Source organism: Rhizobium sp. EC-SD404, from assembly GCF_902498825.1.
In the GTDB taxonomy this organism is placed as follows: domain Bacteria; phylum Pseudomonadota; class Alphaproteobacteria; order Rhizobiales; family Rhizobiaceae; genus Georhizobium.
This window is the reverse complement of record NZ_LR701459.1, coordinates 2,788,453-2,813,491: the sequence shown is the minus strand read 5'-3', so window position 1 is coordinate 2,813,491 and position 25,039 is coordinate 2,788,453. Positions and strand designations below refer to the sequence as shown.

Here is a 25,039-nt window from a genome sequence, read left to right as displayed (position 1 = left end):
TAGGCAGGTCTCTTCCGCATCGCCATTCCGTGCGTGGAGAAGGCCCGCCGGGGAGGCGTGGACCAGGGACGAAGCGCCGCAACGAGCCTTCTCGCGCGCATAGATGCAGGGTTGGGGGCTAGACGGCATCACGGCCTACCCCTCAACGAGGGGTTTCAGGATTTCCTCGTACATGATGCCCTGGATCGCCTGTCCTGTGGGACTGGCCCAGTCGGTGGCGAGTTCGGCCATCACTTGGTTGGTCGAGGTGATGGTGACGCCGGCTTGACGCATGCGGGCGACCGCGATGTCGTCGGCCTCCTGCGTGGGCGAGCCGCCCGCATCGACCACGACTTGAACCTCGTAGCCGTCCTCGATCGCGCTGATGGCGGGATAGACGGTGCACACATCGTTGGTGAGGCCGGCCATTATCAGCCTTTTGCGACCGGTCGCCACGACGGCGTCCTTGAAGGGTGCGTAGGTCCAGGCATCGACGACGCCAGGCCGCTCGACCCGAGCCGCGTGGGCATCGGGCGCGATCTGTTGGAGATCGTCGAACAGTGGCCCCTGGAAACGATCTTCCTGGCTGGTCGTCAGGACCAGCGGCATACCCGTTTCGGCTGCGGTTCGTGCAAGGGCACGGGCGTTGGCCAGCAGGTGCGCGTGGTCGATATTGCGGGCGAGTTTCGCTGTGCCGACCTGATGATCGATCAGGAGCATCGCGGCGTCGTCAGCGGTAAATGGATTTCTCATTGTGGGCTTCCTTCTGTCGTTCCAGGGATCGGAGGAGGGCTGCGTGACACATCGTTTCCGATTTTGACGGCGAACGATGGCGTGTTGCATCTGTCCTCAGGTCGGTAGACCGGAGTTTCTGCGATCTCTTGCTATAAAGGCATGGAGCCATGACGACGTATTCCAGCGAATGTTTTGTGGTTCGGCATTCTTGCGAATCCTCTGGGCGAGACAATCAGACCGGGAAGGCGCTTTCTGCTGGTGTCGCGCTCTCGAAAGGTCCGGCCAGGCGATTGCCGCACGGGTCTTCCAGTCTCGGATCGATCTCCACGTCTGCGACCCGTGACGGCTGCACGGGACGAAGCCGTATCGCAGACCCTTCGACGCGCCGCACGCTGGGGATCGTGCGTCCCGCGCGATCGACGAGCCGGACATGCGTGCAGGCCGAGAGGTAATCGAGTGGGTGATCGAAGCGCACGACGCATTCTGCCTTTGCGTTCTGCTTCGTGCTCAAATGAGCGAGCCCCTGATTGTGAGCCGCGCTGCCCGTGAAGTCGTGTTCAACGACGTGCCCGATAGGTACGCCGTTTGCATCCTCCAATCCCGGATCGATCGCGATCCGGTAGCGAGCACCCGGTTCGATCGTGCGTCCATACTGTTCGTTCGCGGCGAGCCCGGTCTTGACCCGGGCCGGGTGGAACAGAGTCGTCATGACCGTCTGGTCGGGCGACCAGAGGCCGTCTGCAAGGTCGACCAGCGCGCCCGTGACAGATTCGAAGTTTCCGTCGGATCGCATTCTTTCGAGACGGACATGGCGCAACGCCCGGTCCGTATCCATCGTCCGGTCGAAAACGACGTGGAAGCGAAGCGCATTGCACGGCCAGATATGCGTGTTCGGGTAGATTTGGATCATGGCCGCCCACGGACCGTCTCACTCGATGAGATCAGCATGGCCCTCATCGGTCTTCATCATGCGATGGAAGGGCCGAATATAGTCCTGCTGGAAACTGTCTTCGCCATATTCATAGGACGGCAGATCATATTCATTTATGAAATCCGACAGCCGGAAAAAAGCCCCCTTCCGGAAGGAGACGAGCTCCAACTCTCCCGATTGCGGACCGCGCCTCAGCGCGAGCAGAAATTGCGGGCCTTGGTCGACCATGCCGACGAGATTGGTGATCGGCATCTGTGCGCCGATGACCCCTTTTGTCGTCTCGAACGGGACCTTGACGGGTTCCTTGATGCCGGGCGCGGCGTTTGCCGCCGCGATCGCGTCGAGCGAGATGAGATCGGCGGCCTTGGCAGCGTTGGCCACCATCACCCATTTCGACGTCTCGCCATGATAATCGATGTCGAAGGGCATGATGCTGAGTGGTGTGTTGCCGAAGCCAAGCTCGGCGATCGTCTTGGCCCGGACCGAAGCGCCGTCGACGAGCGCGGACAAGGGCGCAGTCACGAGCGGCGTACAAGTGTAGGCTGCAAGCAGGTGTTCTTCACCACCCAGTTCGACGATGCTCATGGCTCGGATCGGCGCGCGGGTTTCGATCTGGTTGTGCACCGTGTGGTACATCTCGATTTCCGAAACGGCGATCTCGCCTGTAAATGGATACGGTACGCGGCGCAGCGTCGAGGAGAAGTCGGCGTTCGCGAGCCCGGCAACGAGAAGCTCCGTCCCGCCACCGGGCAATTCGTGGGGGACGATGTCGGTGACCAGTAGCGTGCGCGCCGGCGTCTCGTTCCAGATCAAGGCGTCGCCTGGCCGGTCGCTAAGGGGTTGGGTTGAAACTGTCAATTCGGCCGGGTCGACGATCTCGACCGCACCGCTCGGATTAACCATGGCAAGTCTCGCTGGCGCTTCGGGCGACGCCCCCGCCTTGTATGCGACGACAGCGTGCCCGTTGCTCGGTTCCATAGCGACGGCGGTCGGTTTAATCCGTCCCGGTTCCAGCCCCTCAGCTTTCGCGATCGCCGCATCGAGCGCCTTGACGTTAAACGAGGCCTCGGCGGCGGGCTCCTTTTTTGGAAGCGCCAATGCGTGGAGCGCATCCGAGCGCCAGTCAGCGATCACTAACCGGCCATTGGGGCCGAACGCCATGGCGCTGATTGATCGGACGGTCGCGCGATCGGTCCCCTGCGCTCGCGCGGACGCCGCGAACGAGAGCGGGCCGGACGTCGCCGAGAGAAACGCCACGGTTGCGGCGGAGGTCATAACAGTGCGTCTGGTGGGGTGCATCGCGGATCTCCTCATTTGGGTAAGGTGAGGCTGGGAAGATTATGTGCGGTCATCGCCGCCCGCACGCCCGGATCGGCCGCCATTCGGGCCAGCCAACGCGCAAAGTTCGGATAGGAAGTGGTCGCGCGCTCATGGCTCAGTCCCCAGCGTGCCATGGGCAGGAGATAGGCGTCGGCGGCGCTCTTCCTTTCGCCGGTGAGGAAGGGTCGCGACGCCAGCCTCTCATCAAGGAAGGCGAAGTCCTTGGCGATCAGCGCTTCGGCCGCGATTTTGACCCGGGTCTCTTCGTCGCTACCTCGCGCACCATAGCGTGAGGGTACGAACCACGGCCAGAAGTGGGGATGCAGCGTACCGCCAATGAAGATAATCGTTCGTTCGAATTCGAAGCGCGCTCTTTCGGTCGCAGCTTTTTCGGGCCCAAGAATGGGAAAACTTCGCGCCAGCGCGAGGAGTATCGCCGACGCCTCAGTCAGCGCCTCACCGTCGAACCGTAGTGTCGGCACAACCCCCATCGGATTGATGGAAAGGTATCGGTCTGAAGCGAGGTCGGAGCGCTTGAGACGGATCGCTTCGAACGGTATTCCAGCCCATTCAAGCGCAATGTGAATGCCCAGTGCACAGGTGCCGGGCATGTAATAGAGCGTCGCTCGATAGGCTTGGTCCGAACCGGGCGACATCGGAAGCGGGTCGGACCCCAACGCGTCGGGCACGGTCGGCGCGATGGTAGCCGGACCCGTCGTCATCGCTTCGGACCGATCACGTCGGTAACGATATATGGATGATATTCCGGTGCCCCGAGTTCGAATGCGCGAAGCATATTCGGTGCCTCGCCGGCCTGAACGACGGACCCCGCTGCCTTCAGAGCGGCTTCGTCTGTCCAATAGGCGTAGACGAGGACGTGGGCGCTGTCCGTGCTCTTGTGGATGGCGGCCGACAGGAAACCGGGCTGCGCCGCCATCTCCTCGCCAATGCCCTTTTTCAGAAATTCGACGAGTTTATCTTGATCGGCGGCTTGAGGCCTGAACATGTTGATAACGAGAAAATTCCCTCCAGCAACGATGGCCATTTCGGCGTTTTGTTCCGCACCTCCGTTCACTTGCGCAGAAGCCGTCCTTGCTCCGAGGAGACTGTATGCGCCCATCGAGCCGAGGCTCGCAAACTTCAGGAACCGCCGTCGCGCGCTTTCAGAGGCGTCATGATTTACTTTCTGACAGTCGCCGGTGATCTCACCCCGAACTGGCCCGTCAGTCATCTGATTTCGTGAGAGATCGTTGTATGTGGTCATGTTGCAGCTCCAAAGTGCACTTTACCTTTGAACACTCTATCCAACAGAAGCCTGCTGGTATTCCGGAGCCGTCGGATGATTCGGAAATCTTGCTTGAGAGAACCAGGCGCTCAGACTGGCAGCTGGTCCTTTGCGGTCTCGTAGAGCGCAGGATTGAACGTGCAGACTTTCGCATAGGCACCCGCCAGCCGGCGAATGTCGGGGTTAGAGAGGGGTTTGGCGTAGAGCTCTGCGCTTTCCCAATCGGCGATATTGATATGAGTGAACGGCGCGGTCTGGCCGGGTGGCTGATCCCGCGCCGCCTTGTAGAGTCGCGCGGAGATATAGCCCTTGGAGCGTCGGAAGATGTCGCCCGTCTGATCCCAAAGGTCGAGAACCTCATCCTCGCGGCTTTCGAAGATGCGGAAAGGATTTATGAGCAGGATCACGCCTTGATCTGGTCGCGATACTTCCCCGGCGTCGTTCCGACCTTCTGGCGGAACACGTCGGTCATGTGGCTCTGCGAGGAGAAGCCCGCCGATAGCGCCACCTCGGCGAGCGCGATCTGGCTGTTCCGCAGCAGGTCAATCGCCCGCGCGATGCGCCGACGCAGGACATACTGGTGCGGACTGAGGCCGGTCGCCTGCTTGAAGGCGCGGGCGAAGTGCCAGTCGGACAACGACGTGACGCGGGCCAGGTCGGCGATGCTGAGATTGTCCTCCAGCCGCTCATCGATGATACGCGAAACCTTGGCGATATCGCCATCGGAAAGCGGGCGGGCGTCTTCAGTATCGGGCTGCATCGTCCCGCTGCGACACAGCAGGCCGACAAGGATCGTATTAGTCGACTGATCAAGGAAGAGATCACTGGTGGGGTGATCGACCATCGCCTGCTCCAGCATGCGTAGCATGAGTGCTTCGATGATCGGGTCATGGAACTTTTGTTCATGAAGCCTGCCGAAATCGCGTGGCAGTTCGAAATCCGCCTGTTCGCGGAAGCGGTCCATTGCATTCTTGTTGATCGCAAGCGCGATGATGCGGTGCAGACCTTCTACTTCATAGTTGCAATCGGTGTCCGGCGGGGAGAGGTAGATCCCGCCCGGCGATAGCTGGGAGGAGAAAGCGGTTCCACCGAACTCTACTCTACTCTGTGCGCTTCCCTTGGCGACGAGTTGAAGCTGGAACTCCGGTAGGGGCGGATCGGGAAAAGCGCCTGCTGGCTGCTGAAAGACCGCGAGCGTGTGTGGACTGCGTCCGCCCGGATGAACCGTCTCGACGAACGGTGCCCATTCCCCTTCGACCCAGAACTCCGCGAAAGAAGAAAACTCACGATCCGCTGTCCGATCTTCTGTTTGCATTCCACTTCCTCCTTTCTTGCGAGAACTTAACAGCTGTCAGATGCTATCGCTATTCAGTTGTTGTTAGGCTGCGGCCTGGGCTACCTTCTCATAGACTAGTGCGTGACGCTTGTCTGGTAAGGGCCCGCACTATCGCTGAGACATCGTCGGACATCTCCGGACACCAACGGAAATGTGTTCGTGCGGTTTCCGAAGAGAAGTGCTGATTCATCGTGAGCAGCTCGGCAAAGGGGCCGAACATTCGAGCTTCCTCTTCCGAGCGCACCGGCCGCGACGGGACGCCTAGCACCTGACCGATGATGTCCGCGACAGGCTTCAATTGCACTGCGCGGCCCGCTGCGAACAGGCGAGCGTCATGCACCGCTTCGTTCTCGACCGCGTCGATCAGCAGAGCGCCGACATCAAGCACGTGCGCGCTCGACCACACCTGCTTGCCCTGCCCGAAATAGCAGGCAACGCCGGTTTCCATGGCGACTCGGATCATGATCGAAGGGATTGCGGCGGCGCTGCCGCCATAGATGAGCGAACCATATACGATACGCGTGAGAACGTCGGCACGCGTGGAACAGAGGATCTGTTGATCGAACGCAGCCCTGGCCTGCAGGTTCGGCGGTGGATCGAAGAAGGGATCCGATACGGCCTCTGCCCCGGTGTCGCCGAACACAGCGCTGCCGCCTTGCATGGCAAACCGCCCGCCTGGCGGGAGACCGGAAATCAGCGCGAAGGAGGCGGCCTGCAACACAGGAAGGAACGCCGGATCGTCGCTCGACGCGCAATGAACGACCGCGTCGACGCGCGCCGCGACCGCTTCCAGACTTCCGCCATCCTCAAGGTCGACCGCCATGTCGCTTGAGTTCCTCGGTGGCGACCCCGGACGCACGACCCGAATGAGGCGATGCCCCCGCGCCAGCGCGCATCGCGCGGCGGCGTCGCCGATGAATCCGCCCGCGCCGGTGATCGCGATTTTCATGGAAAGGCCTTCCCTCTCCTCCTTGCGCAACTGCGCCGGTCAGGAGCGCAATTCTTGAAAGACACATCAGCTTTCGAAAAATACGTCTTCTGAGGGTCCTGGACGATTCCGAATTCTTGGGACGACAGCTGCTACGGAATCCAGAATGGCTTAGGGGTTCGGAAGACCACTATCTCGATGGATGCGAGGGTCCCAGAGAGACCTCATGCCCCTCGAAGGAGCGCCGAACATAAGGGAGAACAAGATGGTCCCCGAGATCGAGACCCGACAACTCACGAATTTCCTCGCCGTCGCCGAGCGAGGCGGCTTTCGCCGCGCGGCGGAGTCGTTGTCGGTCGGCCAGTCGAGCGTCAGCCGCCAGATTCAACGTCTCGAGGATATGCTCGGAGTGTCATTATTCGAACGAAGGGCGGACGGCGCTCGCCTGACCGTCGCGGGAGCCTGCCTCGCGACACGTGCCCGCTTGATAATCGATGAGCTCAAAGCTGCAAGAAAGACGGCTCAAGTGGCGGGTGTTGGCAGAAACGGCCATCTCACCTTGGGCGTGATCCTCTCGCTCTCTCGCGGCGCTGCCCGTGATGTTTTGTCCAATTTCATCCGATCCCATGACAAGGTGGAAATTGCAATGGTTGAATCGGACAGGAGCGATCTCTTGTCAAAGCTCAGCCATCGGCGGATCGACCTCGTGGCTGCTTGTGGAGAGCCGCATCTGGGCGTCGGCGACGGGTTCACACTCTGTCACGAGGCGGTTTTTCTCGCAACCGCCGCCGACACTGTGCTCGCGGATCGCCCCCTCCTTTCATGGGACGATGTACGGAACGAAAGGTTCATCATCAGTTCACGCGAACCCGGTCCCGAAATTCACGATCATGTCGTCAGTCGTGTCGGACGGGTCGGCCGCCAGCTCTCGGTGCGAAGGCATCGCATGGGGCGGGAAGGAATCATGGACCTCGTCGGCATGGGCTTCGGAGTGAGTCTTGTTCCGGACCAATGGCGCGGCGTTGGCTATCCTAACGTGGCGTTCGTGCCGATCGGAGGGGAAGGCGACCGAGTGCCATTTTCGCTGACTTGGCGCCCGGAGAATGATAATCCTGCGCTCAGGCGGTTCCTGAGCCTAGCGCGGATCGAGGCGAGGCGGAACGGCAGCCTTTCCTGAGCTTCGCGAACCCGCGGTCGGTCGCCATGAACCGCGCGAGCATGGGCGCGATGAGCTTGGCCGGTTCGAGGCTCTGGCCGGTCTCGCGCGCCAAGACCTCGGCATAGGCGGCGAGGTCGCGATGGACATCGGCGGGCAGTTCGACCGTGAGCTTGACAGGCTTGTCGTCGGGGATCGCGCCGAGCTTGAGCTTCGTCATCGTCTTTCTCCTTGTGGCTCGAGGATCAGATCCCTCGTCACCATCACCCGGACGGGGAAACCCGGACGGATGGTCAGCGTCGGTGGGATCTGGAGCTGGCGGCGCACGATCTCCTCACCGGTGCGGCCGATCGTGTCCTGGGTTCCCTCGCGGATCGCGCGGGCGATGTCGCTGTCGTCGTCACGGCCGGTCTCGAGCCCGACATTGAGTACCGTTGCCAAGCCAGCGGCCAGAACGACCCGTCCCCAATGGTTGTCGACACGGTCCTCGAGACCGGCATAACCGGCCTCGTCGGTGCCGGGCTGGCGTTCGAGAACGATCGACCGGCCGTCAGGCAGGATCAGTCGCGTCCATGCCAGAAGCACTCGCGACTGGCCGGTGGCGACGCGGCTGTCGTATTCGCCGAGGAGGCGCGATCCCTGCGGGATGAGCAGAAACCGCCCCGTCGGGCTGTCATAGACGTTTGCTGTCACCTGCGCGCTGATCTGGCCCGGCAGGTCGGAGCGCAGGCCGGTGAGGAGCGCAGCCTCGATCACCGAACCCGCCTGCAGCACGTAGGGGCTCGGCGGCGGCTGCAGCCTGTCGGCGGCGGTTATGCGGCGATCCACCTCTCGGTTCAGAAAGTCTTCTCTTCGGTTCGTCGCATCGGGCTGCGTCGCCTGTTGCGCCGTGGCCGGGGGGAACAGCGCGCCAAATTCTCCTGCCCGAGGCGCGACCGTACTCCTTGGAGGCGCGGCCGCGTTCACGGCGGTGTTGGCCTCGGCGAATAGGCGGCTCAGTCGGGCAGCTTCTTCCTCCTGCAAGCGGAGCTGCTCCGCAGGATCGACCGCATTCGCCGCCGGCGTGAGGACGGGTGGGACTGGGTCGCCACGCCTCTGCGCCGAGAGCACCGGACGGCCGAGCTCTCCCGGCAGCGGCGGGCCGAGTTGCGGCACGTCGCCATAATCGGTCGGAAGCCCGATCAGCCCCTCGGCCTGCTGGACGCGCTCGGTCGAGAAGAGCTCGGCCGGTCCGTCGATGGAGCCGCCATCCTGCAGGGCGACGATCAGGATTGCCGCTAGCCCAAGCCCGCCCGCGCCGACGAGCACCGCGATCGCCTTTCTCGAAAGCCTCATGACACGCGGCGGATCGGGTCGCAGGCGGAGTTCGGCGGCGATGTCCTTTTCGGAGCGCGGCGCATTGCGGACGGTTTCGTCCGAAGTGCCCATCCCCTCCTGGTCACTGCCCTGATCGCTCATGGCGTTCACCGGTCGCCGTCCGGCCGCCAGGCCGAGACGACTGTCTCGTCGCGTTGCGAAGCGCGCGGACCCCATCGGTGCGCACCATGCGTACGACGCGCTGGCGGTCGCCGAGACGCAGCTCGGCGGCGGCGAAGAGCCGATCGACGACCATGTAGTTGCGGCGGATTCGGTAGTTGACGAGTTGGCCTTCGCCCTCGGGTCCGATCACGAAGAGCGGCGGCATCTCGCCCTGGCCGATGCCGCGCGGGAACTCAATGAAGACCTGGCGCCCGTCATCGAAGGCGCGCACCGGACGCCAGGGCGGCCGATCGCCTTCGATCCGATAGCGGAAGTTGAGATCCTCGAGCGCAACCTCGCGGGAGATCGGCAGTGTGGCCTCGGCCTCCGCATTGCGGCGGCGCAGCGCGATCAGCGCGTCCTCGGCATAGGTCCAGGAGACCGACGCCATATAGGCCGAGGGCGTGGCGCGCAGCTCCAGATGATAGGTCCGCCGGTCGGTGTTGATGACGAGGTTGGTGGTGAGGTCGGGCCGGGTCGGCTTAACGAGGATGTGGATCCGGCGGGTATTGCCGGACCCGCTTTCGGTGTCGCCGATGATCCAGCGCGCGGTGTCTCCTGCGGCGATGGGACCAGAGCCGGCGAGGCTTTCGCCAGGCTGCAGGGCGATGTCGGTGATCTGTCCCGGCGATGTATAGACCTGATAAAGCGCGCCGGCGCTATAGGGATAGAGCTGGACGGCATTGATGAACCCGTCGCGCACCGGTTCCATGCGCGCCGCGGCGTTGGCGGCGTCGATCCGGTCGGCGGGATCGGCGGCTTCGGGCGGGCGGTCGTCGGCATCGACCCGCATGAGCTGACCCGGGAGCGGCAGCGGCTCAGGGCGCTCGACGATCTCGACTGGGCGCGGCGGGTCGGCGATGAGCGCCGCGGCGACGGGATCGTCATAGGCGATCTCGGGCGGCTTGAAGGTGGCGCAGCCGGCGAGCGAGACGGCGACGGCGAGTGTTGAGATGCGAAGTGTCGCACAGACCGAGTCTGTCATTGGGCGTTCTCCCGTGACCAGTTGATGGCGTGCACGAAGACGCCGAGGGGGTTCTTGCGGAGCGCCTCCGCGGTGCGCGGCGGCTGCAGGACGACGGTTAGGATCGCGGTCCAGCGCTCGGTGCGGGCGAGCTGGCCGTTCAGATACCGCCGCTCGGTCCAGGCGACGCGGAAGCTCGAGTCCGAGGCGCGGATGACCGAGGAGATCTCGACCGCGACCTGTTCGTCGCCGACGCGCGCGAACGGGTCATTGACGCGGGCGTAGTCGTTGAGCGCGACCGATCCACGGTCGGTCGTGAAGTCGTAGGCTCTGAGCCAGTTCTGCCGCAGCACGATCGGGTCTGCGGGGACTTGGCGGACGTTTTCGACGAAGCGCGCGAGGTGGAACGCGATCTGCGGATCGGTCGGGCGGAAGTTCTCGGTGGCGGGCGCGACGGCCTGCGCGGCGCCGAGCCGGTCGACCTCGACCACGTAGGGAACGACGGTGCTGCGGGTCGAATGCCAGACCAGCGCGGCTGAGGTGCCGGTGGTGAGGATCAGACACCCCATCGCCATGAGCCGCCAGTTGCGGGCCTGGACACGGGCCGAGCCGATTCGCTCGTCCCAGACCTGCGCGGCCTTCTGGTAGGGCGTCACCGGCTCGGGGGTCTTCGCGTAGCGGACGCTGGGGCGTTTGAAGAGGCTCATGGTTTCTCCGAGAGGCTGACGGCGGTTCCGCCGCCACCATGGTCGCCCGAGCGGACGACATGGGCGGCGGTGGCGACGCCGTGATGGAGGGATTGCTGGCGCTTCATGCGGCGCGCCCAGGCGGGCGGGCCATCATTCGCGGGCGCCGGCACGGCAGACGGGCTGTTCGAGAACTGGCCGCCGGTCGCCGTGAACGCGGCGCGCGAGCCGGCCCGGTAACTGTCGCCGAGGCTCTTCTTCAGCGGACTGCTGGCGGCGTTCATGCCGGCCTGGCCGACGACGGTCATGCCTCCGGCCACCTTCCCGGCGGTGCTCGATCTCGAGGCGGCGCCGATCCGGTAAGCGGTGGAGGCGCCGCCGGCGACCGAGGCGCCACCCTTTGCGGCCGCGCCCGCGGCGGCGAGGCCCATCTTGGCGCCCGCGGCGCCGGCGACGAGCGTGCCACCGGCCGCGACGGCGGTGCCGACCGCCGCGCCGGCGCCGAGCTGCGGTCCGCCCGAGACGATGCCGTTGGCGATGCCGGGGCCGAAGATGCCGAGGGCGAGGAGCGACAGCGCGCCGAGCACGACCGCCATGGCGTCCTCGATGGTCGGCTCGCCCGTGAAGCCGGCGGTGAACTCGCCGAAGATGGTCGAGCCGATCCCGACGATGACGGCGAGCACCAGCACCTTGACGCCCGAGGAGATGACGAGCCCGAGCACCCGTTCGGCCATGAAGGCGGTCTTGTTGAAGAGGCCGAAGGGCACGAGGATGAAACCGCAGAGCGTCGCCAGCTTGAATTCGATCAGCGTGACGAAGAGCTGGATCGCCAGGATGAAGAAGGCGAGCACGACGACGATCCAGGCGAACATCAGGATCGCGATCTGGATGAAGTTCTCGAAGAAGGAGACGAAGCCCATGAGGTCGGCGATCGAGGCGAGGATCGGCTGGCCCGCCTCGAGTCCGACCTCGGCGATGCGGCCGGGCTGCAGGAGTTCGGCGGCGCCGAGCGCCCCGCCGGTGGCCACGAGGCCGAGCCCGGCGAAGCTCTCGAAGACGATCCAGGCGAGCGCGTTCCAGTTGCCGATGATGTAGGCGAAGATTCCGACGAAGAGCGTCTTCTTGACAAGCCGACCGATAATGTCGTCGTCCGCGCCCCAGGCCCAGAAGAGCGCGGCGAGCGTCACGTCGATGACGATCAGCGTGGTCGCGAGGAAAGCGACGTCGCCACCGAGCAGGCCAAAGCCTGAGTCGATGTAGGACGCAAAGACGTCCAGGAACCGGTCGATGACGCCAACGCCGTCCATGGCTCAGTCTTCCAGACCTTGGGGCGGACCGTCGAAGAAGCGGCGGCGGTTCTCGGCCCAGGCCGCGCGGCAGGCGGTGTCGGTCTCGAGGGCTTCGGGCGCCAGCGCCCGGCAGCGCGCAAGCTCGGTGCGCAGTGGATCGTCCGGTGTCACCGAGACGGGCGCCGCTCGCTCCTCCTTCACGGCGTCCCGAAGCTCGATCGCCATCATGAGCAGGACGATCCCGCCCATGGCGATGGCGACGAGCTTCAGCATCTTCTCGGGAGCGGTTCGCATGGCCTCAGTCCCCGAACATGCGCACGGTCGTTGGCACGTAGCCGTCGCCGTAGTCGAGGAAGCGCGCGAGGTTCTCGCGTGCCTGCGCTTGGGCCGAGGCTGCACGCGCGGCTTCGAGCGCCTGCGCGCGGTTCTGCGCGGCGATGGCGGCGGTGAGATCAGCCATCTGCGAGGATTGCAGGGCGAGAAGCTGATTGCCCGCTTGCGCGGCCTGCAACGCGCCGGTCGCCGACTGGCTCTGGGCCACCAGCGCCGCCATCTCGGCGCGCGTCGCGTCGATGTTGCCGACGACGCCCGCCTGGACCTTGAGCGCGTCCTCGAAGCCCGCGACTGAGGTGCGCCAGCGCTCCTGCGCGTTCGCGACCATCGCGTCGTGTCCCCCCGTTCCGGCCGCCGCGCCGTATCGGCTCGCAAAGGCCCCCTCGATCGCGGCGACGTCGTGGGCGATGCGCTGCGCCTCGTTCAGCAACGCTTGCGTCCGCTGGACCGACGCCTGGAGCTCGGCGAGCGAGGAATGCGGCAGGCTCGCGAGGTTGCGGGCCTGGTTGATCAGCATCTGCGCCTCGTTCTGGAGCTGCGTGATCTGGTTGTTGATCTGCTCCAGCGCGCGGGCGGCCTGCAGGATGTTCTGCGAGTAGTTGGTGGGGTCGAATACCGTGATCTGCGCCGTCGCAGGTGGCACGGCGATCGGCGAGACCGCCAACCCGACGGGCAGCGCGAGCATGGCGCCGGCGAGAAGCGCGCGGCGGAAGTGGGTGCGGATCATTTCATAGTCTCCTTGGCTGGGGTTTGATCGGGGGTGGACGGAGGAACGATGTCGCCCGGGGCGAGCAGTTCGACCGCCCAGTCGAGGCCGCATCGCTTCAGCCAGGCGGCGGGAAAGCCCTCGCGGCCGTTCTCGGCGAGCGTCTCGTCGATGGCGGCGTGGTCGGATTTCGAGGAGGCGGCGGTGAAGGCGAGCGCGACCTCGCCAAGCCCGAGCGCGAATAGCCGGTTGCCGCGCCGCGACTGGCAATAATAGTCGCGCTTCGGCAGGCTGCGCGCGACGATCTCGATCTGCCGGTCGTTGAGGCCGAAGCGGCGGTAAATCTCTGCGATCTGTGGCTCGAAGGCGCGCTCGTTGGGTAGGAAGATGCGCGTCGGGCAGCTCTCGACGATGGCCGGCGCGATGGATGAGCGGTCGATGTCAGCGAGCGACTGGGTGGCGAAGACGACGCTCGCGTTCTTCTTCCGCAGCGTTTTCAACCATTCGCGGAGCTGCCCGCCGAAGGTCTTGTCGTCGAGCGCGAGCCAGCCCTCGTCGACCAGGATCAAAGTCGGGCGTCCAGTGAGCCGCGCCTCGATCCGGTGGAAGAGATAGGCGAGCACCGCAGGCGCAGCGGCGGAACCGATCAGTCCCTCGGTCTCGAAGGCCTGGACATCGGCGGTTCCGAGCGCCTCGCCCTCGGCGTCGAGCAGCCGCCCGAATGGGCCGCCGAGGCAGAACGGCGCGAGCGCGCGCTTGAGCTCGGTCGATTGCAGCAGCACAGAGAGGCCGGTGAGCGTGCGCTCCTCGACCGGCGCCGAGGCGAGCGAGGTCAGCGCCGACCACAGATGTTCGCGCGCGCCCGGATCGACGGTCACCCCTTCCCGGGCGAGGAGACCCGCAAGCCAGTCCTGCGCCCAGGCGCGTTCGGCCGTGTCATCGATCCGCGCGAGCGGCTGCAGCTGCACCGCAGCCTCGCCTTCCGACAGCGCGGTGCCGAGATCCTCCCAGTCGCCGCCCATCGCCAGCGTTGCGCAGCGGATCGATCCGCCGAAGTCGAAGGCGAAACACTGGGCGTGTTCATAGCGACGGAACTGCAGCGCCATCAGCGCGAGCAGAACCGACTTGCCCGCGCCGGTCGGCCCGACGACGAGCGTGTGGCCGACATCGCCGACATGAGTCGAGAAACGGAACGGGGTCGAGCCTTCACTCTCGGCGTAGAAGAGCGGCGGGCCGTCGAGGTGATCGTTCCTTGCCGGCCCGGCCCAGACCGCCGAGATCGGGATCATGTGCGCTAGGTTGAGCGTCGAGACCGGCGGCTGGCGGACATTGGCGTAGAGATGCCCGGGGAGCGATCCGAGCCAGGCTTCGAGCGCGTTCAGCGTCTCGGGGATGCAGGTGAAGTCCCGGCCCTGGACGACCTTTTCGGCCGCCTTCAGTTTGGCGTCGGCGGCGCGTTCGTCCGTGTGCCACACCGTGATGGTGGCGGTGACATAGGCCGCGCCGACGAGATCGGAGCCGAGCTCCTGCAGGGCCTCGTCGGCATCGGCGGCCTTGTTGGCGGCGTCACTGTCGAGCAGCGTCGAGGCCTCGTTGGTCATCACCTCCTTGAGGATCGCGGCGACAGATTTGCGCTTGGCGAACCATTGGCGGCGGATGCGGCCGAAGAGTTTTTGCGCATCGGTCTTGTCGAGGCAGATCGCACGGGTCGCCCAGCGATACTCGAAAGCGAGCGAGTTGAACTCGTCGAGCAGTCCTGGCCAGGTCGCGGTCGGGAAGCCGATGATGGAGAGCGTGCGCAGATGCGCGTCGCCGAGCCGCGGCGCGAGCCCTCCCACGAGCGGCTGGTCGGCGAGGAGCGCGTCGAGATGCATCGGCGTCTCGGGCACGCGCACGCGCTGCGCGTGCGTCGATACGGTCGAATGGAGATAGGTCAGCGTCTCCTCGTCCGAGAGCCATTCGGCCTCGGGCATGAACCCTTCGAGGAGGTCGAGCAGCCGCTCCGTGCGCGATGTGAAGCTCGCCAGATGCTCGCGCGGGTTCACGCCTTTCGCAGGCGCGTCCTCGTAGAGCCATTTGCCGGCGCGGCTCGCCTCGTCGACGGGCGGCATCCAGGCGAGCGTCAGGTAGTAGCGGCTCTCGAAGTGGCTGGAAGCCTCTTCGAACTGCGCCCGGCGCTCGGCATCGACCAGCGCCGAGACTGGATCGGGAAAGGTGGAGAGCGGATAGTCTCGCGCGGGCACGCGCTGCGCCTCGACGAACACCGCCCAACCCGAGCCGAGCCGCCGCAACGCGCCGTTGAGGCGGCCCGCAGTCGCGACCAGTTCGGCGGGTGTCGAGGAATCGAGGTCCGGGCCGCGAAACCGCGCCGTGCGCTGGAGGCTGCCGTCCTTGTTGAGGACGACGCCTTCGCCCACCAGCGCGGCCCACGGCAGGAAGTCGGCGAGAAGCGAGGCTTTCGAGCGGTATTCGGCGAGGCGCATCATGGCCTTACACTCCGAACCATGTCGGGAAGCGCAGATGCCGCCGCGCGACATCGACGATCTGCGCGTCGTGCTTCGCGGCCCAGACCGCGAGGAGATGGCCGACCAGCCAGACCACGAGTCCGACCGCCCAGAGGCGAAGCCCGAGGCCGACCGCGGCGGCGAGCGTGCCGTTGGCGATCGCCCAGGTGCGCGGCGCGCCTCCGAGAAGGATCGGTTCGGTGAGCGCGCGGTGGACCGGCGCGGTGAAGCCGGGAATGTCCGCCCCGTCCATCAGACCAGCGCTCCGCCGCCGAAGGAAAAGAAGGACAGGAAGAAGCTCGACGCCGCGAAGGCTATCGACAGACCGAAGACGATCTGCACCAGGCGGCGGAAGCCGCCGGACGTGTCGCCGAAGGCGAGCGTCAGGCCGGTGACGATGATGATAATCACCGCGACGATCTTGGCCACCGGCCCCTCGATCGATTCCAGGATCGATTGCAGAGGCGCTTCCCAGGGCATTCCGGAACCGGCGGCATGGGCGGGATCGGCGGCGAAGAGGAAGCCGAGGGCAACGACCGACACGTAGTATGGCCAGCGAGGATAGAACGTGGTGGTTCGGGTCACGGGGTGGGTCCTTTCGGGTGGCTGAGGAGCGGTTGAAGTTCGTAGTCTCCGGCCGGCCCCAGGCCGGTGACGCGGGCGAGTTCGGCGAGGCGGCGGTCGCTCCCGCGGCCGGCGAGCACGGCGATCAGGTCGATGGTCTCGGCGATGAGCGCGCGCGGGACGGTGACCACCGCTTCCTGGATGAGCTGTTCGAGACGGCGCAGCGCGCCGAGCGCGGAGCCGGCATGGATGGTCCCGATCCCGCCCGGATGGCCGGTGCCCCAGGCCTTCAGGAGATCGAGCGCCTCGGACCCGCGCACCTCGCCGATCGGGATGCGGTCGGGACGCAGCCGCAGCGAAGAGCGCACCAAATCGGAGAGAGTCGCAACGCCATCCTTCGTGCGCAGCGCCACGAGGTTGGGCGTCAGGCACTGGAGTTCACGCGTATCCTCGATCAGGACGACGCGGTCGGTCGTCTTCGCGACCTCGGCGAGGAGCGCGTTGGTGAGCGTCGTCTTGCCGGTCGAGGTGCCTCCGGCGACGAGGATGTTGGCGCGGGCGGCAACCGCCTCGCGTAGTGCGCCGGCGGCGTTCTCATCCATGATCCCGGCAGCGACGTAGTCTGCGAGCGTGAATACCGCGACGGCAGGCTTGCGGATCGCGAAGGCGGGTGCGGCGACGACAGGTGGCAAGAGTCCTTCGAAGCGCTCCCCCGTTCCGGGCAGCTCGGCCGAGACGCGCGGAGCGCCCGCATGCACCTCGGCTCCCACATGGTGAGCGACTAGGCGGACGATTCGCTCGCCGTCAGCCGCCGAGAGCCGCTCGCCAGTTTCCGAGAGACCGTCGCCGAGCCGGTCTATCCAGAGTCGGCCGTCGGGATTGAGCATCACCTCGACGACCGCCGGATCTGTGAGCCAGGTGGCCACATCCGGTCCGAGCGCCGTCCGGAGCATGCGGGAGCCGCGCTCGATCGCTTCTGATTTGAGAGTTTGGACGGTCACTGGCGGCCCCGCATCTGGTTACGGGGTCGATCAAGAAGACCGTCAAATGGTCAACGTAAACAGTGTTGAGGGCGTAGTAGTGCAGCGGCGCGCGAAGGCAGGCCGGATTCGGAGCGCTCAGTATTTCTCGTGCGTCGGATCTCCGTTGGGGAAGGCCTCGACATAGCCGAAGTCGACTTCGAAGCGCTTCTTCGCGACCTCGACCTCATGAAACACTGGGCCGTCCTCGAGAGATCGGTCGGCCGTGATGGTCAGTTCGAACGGAAGCGTCCGTTCGACATAGGCTTCCTCCGACCCGAGACTGACATCGTACCTGTCGACGCTGTCGGTGACGTAGAAGCTGAACAGTGCCTCGAAGCCGACAAGGGCGTCGACCCGCACCGTGAAAGTCACGGTTTCGCCGTCGACGGCGATAACGGTGGGCGGGCCGATCGTATCCGGCGGCACGTACTGGAGCGCTGCACTCAGGGGCTCGGCCTCGAACGGGATGTCGGCATGTCCGTCGATATCGAAATCGAGATCATCCAATCGATACTCGAAGGCCCGGGAGATATCCTCGATAAATTCGCCGCCCTCGCTCTGGCGCCACCTCTGGACAATGGCATCGGCGACATGCTGATCCGCGGCGTTAAAGAGGGCCAGGGCCTCTTCGAGTCGGGGAACGCAAATCAGGTGATCCGATTGCGACGCGAAGTCCAGCCAGCCATTGTCTGGCGACACGCAGATCAGTTTGCGGCCTTCTTCGGCAGCGAGGGCTTCCAGCCGCAACAGGGCGAATGCATCGGGGAACTCGCTCTTTCTCTTGTCGGCCGCGCCGAAGGGAGGTGCTTCTGCGAAGTAACGATCAAATACCTTCATGACCGCATCAGGTGTATCACCAGCGGCTATCTCGTCTCCGTTCACATGCTGCCGGTATGCATCAAATTCGGCTCGGGCGAATGCCGTTGCATCAGCAGCGATGAGAAGATCGGCGACTTCGGCATTCGGTGCGTCTCTGCGCCAGCGCTTGTTATGCGCCCTTAGCGCCTTCTTGAGGACTCGCTGTGTCTCGATGGCATCGTCCCGCAGGTGTGCCTTCATTTCCTGGGCGATGATATCGACGAAAACGACGCGGACATCGCGTTGATGGAACTGATCGAGCCGCTGCAGGACGGCATTGTGAAACGTCTTCTGCTTGCCGTCGAAGACGGCTGTATCGATGGAGATCGCGAACACGTCGCCGTTGGCGATAAGGCTTTTGATGTCGTCGTCAGAGAGTTGAGGCATGGCGGAACCGTAGAGGGTTTCGCCGGGCAGGACATCAACTCAATCAATTGGCCGCGTCTTTTGATACCTCTTTCGCCAGAGTCCCGCCCTTCGCCAGCCGACGCGCGAGTGTTTCGACGAACCCCTCGTAGCGCTCGCGCCCGCTCGCCTGCGCCGCCTCGCGCATCGTGTCGGGCAGCGGCGGTGTGGTGCTCAGCCAGAACTTTACGAACAACGCGACCGCCTCGTTGCCGATGGTGACATCACGTTCGAGCCGCTCGATCGAACGGGTCAAACGATCTAACCGTCGGACGATCGCCGCCTCGCGCTGATCGGTGCCGTCAGGCGAAAGGAACGCGGCGAGTGCGGCCTCGACGATCTGTGACTTCGAGACCTTGCGTCGTGCGGCAAGGGCGTCAAGCTCCGCCGAGAGTGCGGCGTCGAAATAGACGTTGAGACGATCTTTTTTCAATCGTCACTCCTCCTTCCGGTCATCGCTCAGAGCTCGATCCCGTCATCGGGATCGAGCGAAGCCTGGCGCGCGACCCCTCGGAACCGGTCCTGCATAGCCCGTGCGCGCTGCGCGTGGTCATCGGGCTCCTCGTCGAGGCCCGTGAACTCCTCCCTTGCGGGCGCGGTCTCGGGCGCGATTGCCTCGTGCTCGGGCAACGTGGGCTCGCGTCGAACGCCGCCATCGCTGTCTTCGTCGCTGCCCACGCCTTTCCTTTTCGCTGGTCGCGGCGCGGCGATCGGCGGGCAGCCGCTCCAATCGTCTCTGGCCCGAGCGGTGGAGCCGGGTGTCTCAGAGGAAGGTGACCGTGGCGGCTGAAGGATGCGCGACTTGAACTGCCGGTCTTCATAGTAGCGCGCCTTCTTCGCGCGGACGGGCGGCGCGCCGGAGACCAGCACGATCTCGTCGGACGACGGCAACTGCATCATCTCGCCGGGGGTTAGCAGCGGACGCGCGGTCTCCTGTCGCGAGACCATGAGGTGTCCGAGCCAAGGGCTGAGCCGGTGGCCGGCATAGTTCTTCATGGCGCGCATCTCGGTCGCCGTGCCGAGGGCGTCGGAGACGCGCTTCGCCGTGCGCTCGTCATTGGTCGCGAAGGCGACGCGGACGTGGCAGTTGTCGAGGATCGCGTTGTTCTGCCCGTAGGCCTTCTCGATCTGGTTGAGCGACTGGGCGATCAGGAACGCCTTCAGCCCATAGCCAGCCATGAAAGCGAGCTGGCTCTCGAAGAAATCGAGCCGACCGAGCGCGGGGAATTCATCGAGCATGAGCAGGAGACGATGACGTCGGCCATTTGCTTCCAGCTCTTCGGTCAGGCGTCGCCCGATCTGATTGAGCACGAGTCGGACGAGCGGCTTGGTGCGCGAGATGTCCGAGGGCGGCACGACGAGGTAAAGTGTCGCCGGATTGTTTCCGGAAACAAGATCGTCGATTCGCCAGTCACAGCGGCGCGTGACCTTCGCGACGACGGGGTCGCGGTAAAGCCCCAAGAAGCTCATCGCGGTCGAGAGAACGCCGGAGCGTTCATTCTCTGACTTGTTGAGCAGCTCGCGCGCGGCCTGCGCGACCACCGGGTGCGGTCGGTCGCCCAGATGCGGGGTGCGGATCATGGCCGCAAGGGTCGCCTCGATCGGGCCTTTCGGATCGGAGAGGAAGGCGGCGACCCCTGCGAGCGTCTTGTCAGGCTCGGCGTAGAGCACGTGCAGGATCGCGCCGACGAGCAGCGAGTGGCTGGTCTTCTCCCAATGGTTTCGGCGTTCAAGCTGGCCCTCGGGGTCGACCAGGATATCGGCGACGTTCTGGACGTCGCGCACCTCGCTGTCGCCGCGCCGGACCTCGAGCAGCGGATTGTAGGCCGCGCTCACCGGATCGGTCGGATCGAACAGGAGCACGCGGCTGAACCGCGAGCGCCAGCCGGCGGTGAGCTGCCAGTTCTCTCCCTTGATGTCGTGGACGATCGCCGAGCCCGGCCAGGTCAGGAGCGAGGGTACGACCAGCCCGACGCCCTTGCCCGAACGCGTCGGCGCGAAGCAGAGCACGTGCTCGGGTCCGTCGTGGCGGAGATAGCGGGTCTCATACCGGCCGAGCACGACGCCGTCGTCGTCAAGCAGCCCCGCCGCCTCCACGTCCTTGCGACTTGCCCAGCGGGCCGAGCCGTAGGTGGTCACGTCGTTCGCCTCGCGGGCGCGCAGCACCGAGAGGAAGATCGCGACGCCGATCGCGGCGATGCCGCCCGCGCCGGCGACAATCGCGCCCTCCATGAAGACGCGGGGCGCGTAGGCGTCATACCAGTACCACCAGACGAAGACGTTCCAGGGGGCGTAGACCGGCAGACCGAACACTTCCGCCATCGGCTCTCCGAGCTGCGGCTGAAACCCGAGCCGGAACGCGACCCATTGCGTCGCCGCCCAGACGAAGGACAGCGCGACGCTCGTGACGATGACGATCTGGCCCCAGAGGATTTTCGTGGCGGGCGAGGAGTGGCTCTTGCTCATGGGCGGCGCTCCATCAGATGCCGAGTCCGCGCTTGCGGCCGAGCGTCCAGGCGATCCCGCCGCCGGTCGTGATGGTCCCGCTCACGGTCTGACCGAGATGCTTGTCGAGCTGCGGCTTCCAAGGGACGAGTTCGAAGCCCATGCCGTCGTCCAGCATGGCGAAGCGGCCAGTGGCGAGGTCCAGGCGCTGGCGGTATATTCCGGCGACACTTTCGCCCTCGGCGGGCTTGCGGAACGGCAGGCCGGTCTGGGCCTTGAGATTTGCTGCGGCTTTATCGATCTCGCGATTGCGCAGGGTCGTGAGCAGGTCGCGGGCGAAGGTGACCCGTTTGCCTTGCCGGGTCGCGAGACCTTCGACGACGAGATGGTCGGCGCGTCGATCCAGCGCGTGTCGCACTTCGGCCCCGAACCCGCCGTTCGACAGAGGCGCACGGTCCTTTGCGAGCGCCAAGCGGTCGAGCCAAGTCGCGCCGTCCGCGCTCACCTGTGCGTCGAGCGCGAAGTCAGACCGTCCGACGAGAGCGAGCCGCCGGCGGCCACCTTCCTTCGGCGACCAGCTCCGTGTCTCAGCAATGCCACCTGTAGGCGTGTCACCCGTCGCGTCGAGATCGGCGAAGCGCACGTGATGGACGCGTCCGTCGACGCCGTCGATCACGGCGTAGGCCTCGCCCTTGAGCTCGTCATGCAGGCCGCGCTCGACGAGGCGTCCGAGGATCGGCTCGCTTGGTGCCGCCTGAATAGCGAAGTCGGAAGCCGCGCGGGACTGACCTCCCATCGCGCGGTGCATCGTCTTTATGATGTCGCCGCGGATGGCGAGGTCGCGCAACGTCTCCTCCATCCCGGGCCTGAGCTGCCAGACCGAGGGCGCAAGCCTTTCGGCAAGGCCGAGGCGTTCGAGCGTCTGCGCGCGCCCGATCATGCGGTTCTTGAAGTCGCGATCTTCGAGACCGGGCGCGCCGGGACGTAGGTCGGCGATGCCGAGCGAATCGTCCGCATAGGCGCGCAAGGCGCGGTCTAGCCCGGTCCAGCGCTCGGCCTTCACTTCCAGGTCGAGACCGGCCGCAATCTCCTTCTCGCTGCGCGGCCCGAGTTCGAGACTGACCAGCTCTTCCGCGCGTCCGCGCAGGCCGCGGGAGATGTAGTCGCGCGAGATGACGAGGTCCTTGCCGTCATCGGCCTTGCCGCGGATGAGGATATGGACATGCGGGTTGTCGGTGTTCCAGTGATCGACGCCGATCCAGTCGAGCCTCGTGCCGAGGTCGCGTTCTGCCTGGGCTATGAGGTCGCGGGTGAAGGCGCGCAGATCCTCCATGTGCCCCGCATCCTCGGGCGAGACGATGAAGCGGAAATGGTGCCGATCGTCCTCGCAGGACTGGGCGAAGTCGAGCTCGTCGACCGCGTCCCGGTCTGCGGTGAACATCGCTGCGTCGCGTCCATCACGACTGACGCCCTCGCGTTTGAGATATGCGATGTGCTTCGCGAGCGGGGCTGAACGGAAACGCTGACCGCGATGGCGGACGATGCGTGCCTTGACGACCACCCGACGCCGGGTGCTCGAAAGACTCCGTGCGGTGGTGGCGAAGCGACACCGTCCGAAGGTCGAGCGGCCAGCGCGCGACGATCTGCCGAACCTGTAGCCGGTGTGCCCCGCCTTGCGGGCGGCGCGCAAGACCTGGCCGACGAAGCTCTGCGCCTTGCGGCCAGATGGCCCGCGGTCGCGGATGCGGCCTGGCCGGATGCGGATGCCGTCGTCGCGGCGGCTCATATGCCCGCCTCGGATGCGGCGGCACGGTGAAATCGTATATAAATCAGCGTATTGAAGGAAGGCGCGGCACCGCGGACCATGCCGAAGTGCGTAAAAAGCTGCAGTAAAACAACCACATAGCGCGCATCCGTGCCGCGCCTTTTATCTCGCCCTCCCTCCGTTGTTCGACTGTCCGTCCCCTGCACTCCTTCCGGGACTGCGACGGCGTACGCCAGCACGCGCCAGACTGCGAGCGGGGCCTTCATCGCGATCCCTCCGATTGAGAGCGCACGAACAGGCCGTTCGCAGTGGCGTTTGACGGTTGCGCGTCGGCATTCCAGGCGCGGCGTGACGGTCGTTCCGCTAATGCTTCATCCGCACTGGCACCGCCGTCCGAGCGCGGGCCAAGACGCGCGACGAAGAGCGGCGCGGCGCGCCAGTCGGAGTTCAGGACCGGCGCTTCGGCACGCCGCGGCGCCGCCGAGGGGTCGCCGATGATTGGCGCCAGCGTCGCGATATAGGCCCGTGTTTCGCGCGGCAGCGGGCGTCCGGTGGCGAGGTGCTCGGCGTATCGGGCCGGTCCCGCATTGTAAGCCGCGAGGAAGCCGGGCGAGCCGAAGCGGTCGTACATCTCGCGCAAGTAAGCGGCGCCGGCGAGGATGTTGTCGCGCGGGTCGAACACGTCCGCTCCGAGGCGATGGCGAGTGCGCAACTCGGCCCAGGTCGCGGGCATGATCTGCATCAGACCCATCGCCCCGGCGCGGCTGACCCCGCGCGGATCGCCTGCGCTTTCGGCCTGCATGACGGCGCGAATCCAGTGCTCGGGGATGGCGAACCGCAACGCGGCTTCCGCGATGAATGTGTCGAACGCAGTCGCTTGCACTGTGGTTCGCCCGCCAGTTTGCGTGCCTTCCGAAGGCTCTGCGACCGCGTTCGGCGTAGCGGCGAACAGGAGTGCGGCGAGCGCGAGGCCGGTAGCGGGGGCGACAATAAGGCCACGGCCGGAAGGCGGAAGGGTGCGCATGGCTCAGCCCTCCCGCGTCCAGATCGGCGTCGCCCGGCCGATGACCGTGTCTGCGCCGAGCGGCCCGAAATACCGCCCGTCAAGGCTCGCCGGATGGTCGGCGTTGAGCAGGAAGACCTCGCCGTTGCGGAGCGTCCGGCAGCCCCGCCAGACCGGCAGCGGGCGGCCAAGCCGGTCGCGTTCACGCGCCTCGGCGACGGCGGTGCTATCGACAGTGATCGTCGTGCCCTGGCGGCAGACCTCGCTTCCCGGCAGCGCGGCGACGCGCTTCAGGAGCGGCGTGTCGGGGCCGAGATAGCCGTTCTCGACCAGCCAGCGGCCAAGCGGCTCGGGCGTGCGCACGGCGACGAGATCGCCGACCTCCGGACGCGCGATCGGGGTGATCGCGTAGATGCCGATCGGCACGCTGGCGGACGCGTTCCAGACAAGGAGCGGATCACTCGTCACGACGGCCGACGCGCCGATAAGCGCGAGCGCCGCGCCCATCGCGACGAGGGTCTTGCGCGCGCGGATCATGCCGTCACCGCGCGGCGCTTGAGCCAGGCTGCGTGCCGCAGCTCGGTATAGGCGCGGGGGTCGAGACCGGTCGTCAGCCGGTTGTGGACGTGCCGCCAATGGTCGGGACAGACATCCTCCGGCGCGAGCTCGAGCGCCTCGACCTGATCGATGGCGAGGAGGGCGGCCTCGACCTTCGGCCAGCCGGACAAGCGCAGCAGCATCTCGCCGCCGGGGGTCACATGCGGCACGGTCGAGCAGCGCTCGCCGGATTGGACGGCGCGCAGGATGTCGATCCGGCTTTCGACGGTGCCGTAGTCATTCGATGACCAGCGAACGAAGGCGAAGACGCTGCCTGGATCGAAGCCGACGGTGCTTTCGGAGCGGCTCAGAATGGTCTCCTGGACGATCCGGCCGAAGCGGATCCAGCGCTCTACCCGTCCTTCGAGCCACAGGAGATCGACAGTCGTGCGCGCACTCATGGGCGGCTCTTATCGGCATAGGCCGGAGAGATCGCCGCGTGGCGCTTGGCGGGCAGCACGGTGTCGCCGGTGTCGTCAGAAGTCGAGGTCTTCTCGCCCCGGCCGACCCAGGCCTGCAGATCGTCAATCGCGTAGACGACGCGTCCGCCGATCTTGGAATAGCGGGGACCTGTGCCGTAGGTGCGGTGTTTCTCCAGCGTCCGGCCAGACAGGCCGAGGAATCGGGCGGCTTCGGGGGTTCTCAGATAGCGCGGCGGCAGGCCGGCAGTGGGATCGGGCATGGGTAGCGCCTCCGGTGCTTGCGCCGCG

28 protein-coding genes are annotated in these 25,039 nt (G+C 65.6%); 1 reads left to right on the top strand and 27 read right to left on the bottom strand.

Translation table 11 applies throughout. The annotated features are described in order from the left end of the window. Positions 1-135 precede the first annotated feature (135 nt). From GC125_RS14375 to GC125_RS14340, 8 genes are all read right to left on the bottom strand, one after another. The gene (locus GC125_RS14375; protein ID WP_151986276.1) at positions 136-732 is read right to left on the bottom strand and encodes an isochorismatase family protein; all 597 of its coding nucleotides are present in this window, start codon (positions 730-732) and stop codon (positions 136-138) included. A gap of 214 nt (positions 733-946) precedes the next feature. After that, positions 947-1,624, bottom strand: a complete 678-nt coding sequence (locus tag GC125_RS14370; RefSeq protein WP_151986275.1) for a hypothetical protein — start codon at positions 1,622-1,624, stop codon at positions 947-949. Positions 1,625-1,642: 18 nt separating this feature from the next. Beyond that, positions 1,643-2,944: a hypothetical protein gene (locus tag GC125_RS14365; protein WP_151986274.1), complete on the bottom strand. Its 1,302-nt coding sequence runs from the start codon at positions 2,942-2,944 to the stop codon at positions 1,643-1,645. Between the two features lie 11 nt (positions 2,945-2,955). Continuing rightward, positions 2,956-3,576, bottom strand: a complete 621-nt coding sequence (locus GC125_RS14360; RefSeq protein ID WP_199864583.1) for a glutathione S-transferase family protein — start codon at positions 3,574-3,576, stop codon at positions 2,956-2,958. A 107-nt stretch (positions 3,577-3,683) separates the two neighbouring features. Continuing rightward, a complete protein-coding gene (locus tag GC125_RS20150; protein ID WP_151986272.1) occupies positions 3,684-4,229 on the bottom strand; it encodes an antibiotic biosynthesis monooxygenase family protein in 546 nt (181 codons plus the stop codon). Positions 4,230-4,339: 110 nt separating this feature from the next. Then, positions 4,340-4,657, bottom strand: a complete 318-nt coding sequence (locus tag GC125_RS14350) for an antibiotic biosynthesis monooxygenase family protein (RefSeq protein ID WP_151986271.1) — start codon at positions 4,655-4,657, stop codon at positions 4,340-4,342. After that, positions 4,654-5,565 carry a helix-turn-helix transcriptional regulator gene (locus GC125_RS14345; RefSeq protein WP_151986270.1) on the bottom strand — a complete coding sequence of 304 codons (912 nt, stop codon included), beginning with the start codon at positions 5,563-5,565 and terminating at the stop codon, positions 4,654-4,656. Before GC125_RS14345 ends, GC125_RS14350 begins: the two co-directional genes overlap by 4 nt. A gap of 88 nt (positions 5,566-5,653) precedes the next feature. Further along, on the bottom strand, positions 5,654-6,535 hold the full coding sequence (locus GC125_RS14340; protein ID WP_151986269.1) for an NAD-dependent epimerase/dehydratase family protein: 882 nt from the start codon (positions 6,533-6,535) through the stop codon (positions 5,654-5,656). A gap of 244 nt (positions 6,536-6,779) precedes the next feature. Here GC125_RS14340 and GC125_RS14335 point away from each other — a divergent pair, with 244 nt between their 5' ends. Continuing rightward, complete coding sequence (locus tag GC125_RS14335) at positions 6,780-7,691, top strand: LysR family transcriptional regulator (protein WP_199864581.1); 912 nt, start codon at positions 6,780-6,782, stop codon at positions 7,689-7,691. Here the strand turns inward: GC125_RS14335 and GC125_RS14330 are convergent. The 19 genes from GC125_RS14330 to GC125_RS14240 form a co-directional block, all read right to left on the bottom strand. After that, positions 7,633-7,890, bottom strand: coding sequence for a DUF2274 domain-containing protein (locus GC125_RS14330; protein WP_151986267.1), 258 nt, complete (start codon positions 7,888-7,890; stop codon positions 7,633-7,635). The genes GC125_RS14335 and GC125_RS14330 overlap by 59 nt on opposite strands. Continuing rightward, complete coding sequence (locus GC125_RS14325; RefSeq protein WP_151986266.1) at positions 7,887-9,128, bottom strand: TrbI/VirB10 family protein; 1,242 nt, start codon at positions 9,126-9,128, stop codon at positions 7,887-7,889. The genes GC125_RS14330 and GC125_RS14325 overlap by 4 nt, the downstream gene beginning before the upstream one ends. Beyond that, positions 9,109-10,173 carry a P-type conjugative transfer protein TrbG gene (gene trbG / locus GC125_RS14320; protein WP_151986265.1) on the bottom strand — a complete coding sequence of 355 codons (1,065 nt, stop codon included), beginning with the start codon at positions 10,171-10,173 and terminating at the stop codon, positions 9,109-9,111. The genes GC125_RS14325 and trbG overlap by 20 nt, the downstream gene beginning before the upstream one ends. Continuing rightward, positions 10,170-10,859, bottom strand: coding sequence for a conjugal transfer protein TrbF (trbF, locus tag GC125_RS14315; RefSeq protein ID WP_151986264.1), 690 nt, complete (start codon positions 10,857-10,859; stop codon positions 10,170-10,172). Before trbF ends, trbG begins: the two co-directional genes overlap by 4 nt. Next, positions 10,856-12,145 (bottom strand): P-type conjugative transfer protein TrbL, encoded by a 1,290-nt coding sequence (gene trbL, locus GC125_RS14310; protein WP_151986263.1) that lies wholly within the window; start codon positions 12,143-12,145, stop codon positions 10,856-10,858. Before trbL ends, trbF begins: the two co-directional genes overlap by 4 nt. 3 nt (positions 12,146-12,148) lie before the next feature. After that, on the bottom strand, positions 12,149-12,421 hold the full coding sequence (gene trbK-alt / locus GC125_RS14305; RefSeq protein ID WP_151986262.1) for a putative entry exclusion protein TrbK-alt: 273 nt from the start codon (positions 12,419-12,421) through the stop codon (positions 12,149-12,151). A 4-nt stretch (positions 12,422-12,425) separates the two neighbouring features. Further along, the gene (trbJ, locus tag GC125_RS14300) at positions 12,426-13,187 is read right to left on the bottom strand and encodes a P-type conjugative transfer protein TrbJ (protein ID WP_151986261.1); all 762 of its coding nucleotides are present in this window, start codon (positions 13,185-13,187) and stop codon (positions 12,426-12,428) included. Then, a complete protein-coding gene (trbE, locus tag GC125_RS14295; protein WP_151986260.1) occupies positions 13,184-15,652 on the bottom strand; it encodes a conjugal transfer protein TrbE in 2,469 nt (822 codons plus the stop codon). The genes trbJ and trbE overlap by 4 nt, the downstream gene beginning before the upstream one ends. Positions 15,653-15,656: 4 nt before the next feature. Then, positions 15,657-15,923, bottom strand: coding sequence for a VirB3 family type IV secretion system protein (locus tag GC125_RS14290; protein ID WP_151986259.1), 267 nt, complete (start codon positions 15,921-15,923; stop codon positions 15,657-15,659). Beyond that, positions 15,923-16,213 carry a TrbC/VirB2 family type IV secretion system protein gene (locus GC125_RS14285; protein WP_286165657.1) on the bottom strand — a complete coding sequence of 97 codons (291 nt, stop codon included), beginning with the start codon at positions 16,211-16,213 and terminating at the stop codon, positions 15,923-15,925. Before GC125_RS14285 ends, GC125_RS14290 begins: the two co-directional genes overlap by 1 nt. Positions 16,214-16,251: 38 nt before the next feature. After that, positions 16,252-17,187, bottom strand: coding sequence for a P-type conjugative transfer ATPase TrbB (trbB, locus tag GC125_RS14280; RefSeq protein ID WP_199864712.1), 936 nt, complete (start codon positions 17,185-17,187; stop codon positions 16,252-16,254). 165 nt (positions 17,188-17,352) lie between these two features. Continuing rightward, complete coding sequence (locus tag GC125_RS14275) at positions 17,353-18,501, bottom strand: PIN domain-containing protein (protein WP_199864580.1); 1,149 nt, start codon at positions 18,499-18,501, stop codon at positions 17,353-17,355. 43 nt (positions 18,502-18,544) lie between these two features. Continuing rightward, positions 18,545-18,952, bottom strand: coding sequence for a ribbon-helix-helix domain-containing protein (locus tag GC125_RS14270; RefSeq protein ID WP_151986255.1), 408 nt, complete (start codon positions 18,950-18,952; stop codon positions 18,545-18,547). A gap of 26 nt (positions 18,953-18,978) precedes the next feature. Next, positions 18,979-20,985, bottom strand: coding sequence for a conjugal transfer protein TraG (locus GC125_RS14265; protein WP_151986254.1), 2,007 nt, complete (start codon positions 20,983-20,985; stop codon positions 18,979-18,981). Positions 20,986-20,998: 13 nt separating this feature from the next. Beyond that, complete coding sequence (locus GC125_RS14260) at positions 20,999-22,750, bottom strand: relaxase/mobilization nuclease domain-containing protein (RefSeq protein ID WP_151986253.1); 1,752 nt, start codon at positions 22,748-22,750, stop codon at positions 20,999-21,001. Positions 22,751-22,991: 241 nt separating this feature from the next. Beyond that, positions 22,992-23,753: a lytic transglycosylase domain-containing protein gene (locus GC125_RS14255; protein ID WP_151986252.1), complete on the bottom strand. Its 762-nt coding sequence runs from the start codon at positions 23,751-23,753 to the stop codon at positions 22,992-22,994. 3 nt (positions 23,754-23,756) lie between these two features. Next, the gene (locus GC125_RS14250) at positions 23,757-24,269 is read right to left on the bottom strand and encodes a S26 family signal peptidase (protein ID WP_151986251.1); all 513 of its coding nucleotides are present in this window, start codon (positions 24,267-24,269) and stop codon (positions 23,757-23,759) included. Then, positions 24,266-24,730 carry a DUF2840 domain-containing protein gene (locus tag GC125_RS14245; protein ID WP_151986250.1) on the bottom strand — a complete coding sequence of 155 codons (465 nt, stop codon included), beginning with the start codon at positions 24,728-24,730 and terminating at the stop codon, positions 24,266-24,268. Before GC125_RS14245 ends, GC125_RS14250 begins: the two co-directional genes overlap by 4 nt. Beyond that, the gene (locus GC125_RS14240) at positions 24,727-25,011 is read right to left on the bottom strand and encodes a helix-turn-helix transcriptional regulator (protein WP_151986249.1); all 285 of its coding nucleotides are present in this window, start codon (positions 25,009-25,011) and stop codon (positions 24,727-24,729) included. Before GC125_RS14240 ends, GC125_RS14245 begins: the two co-directional genes overlap by 4 nt. Positions 25,012-25,039 lie beyond the last annotated feature (28 nt).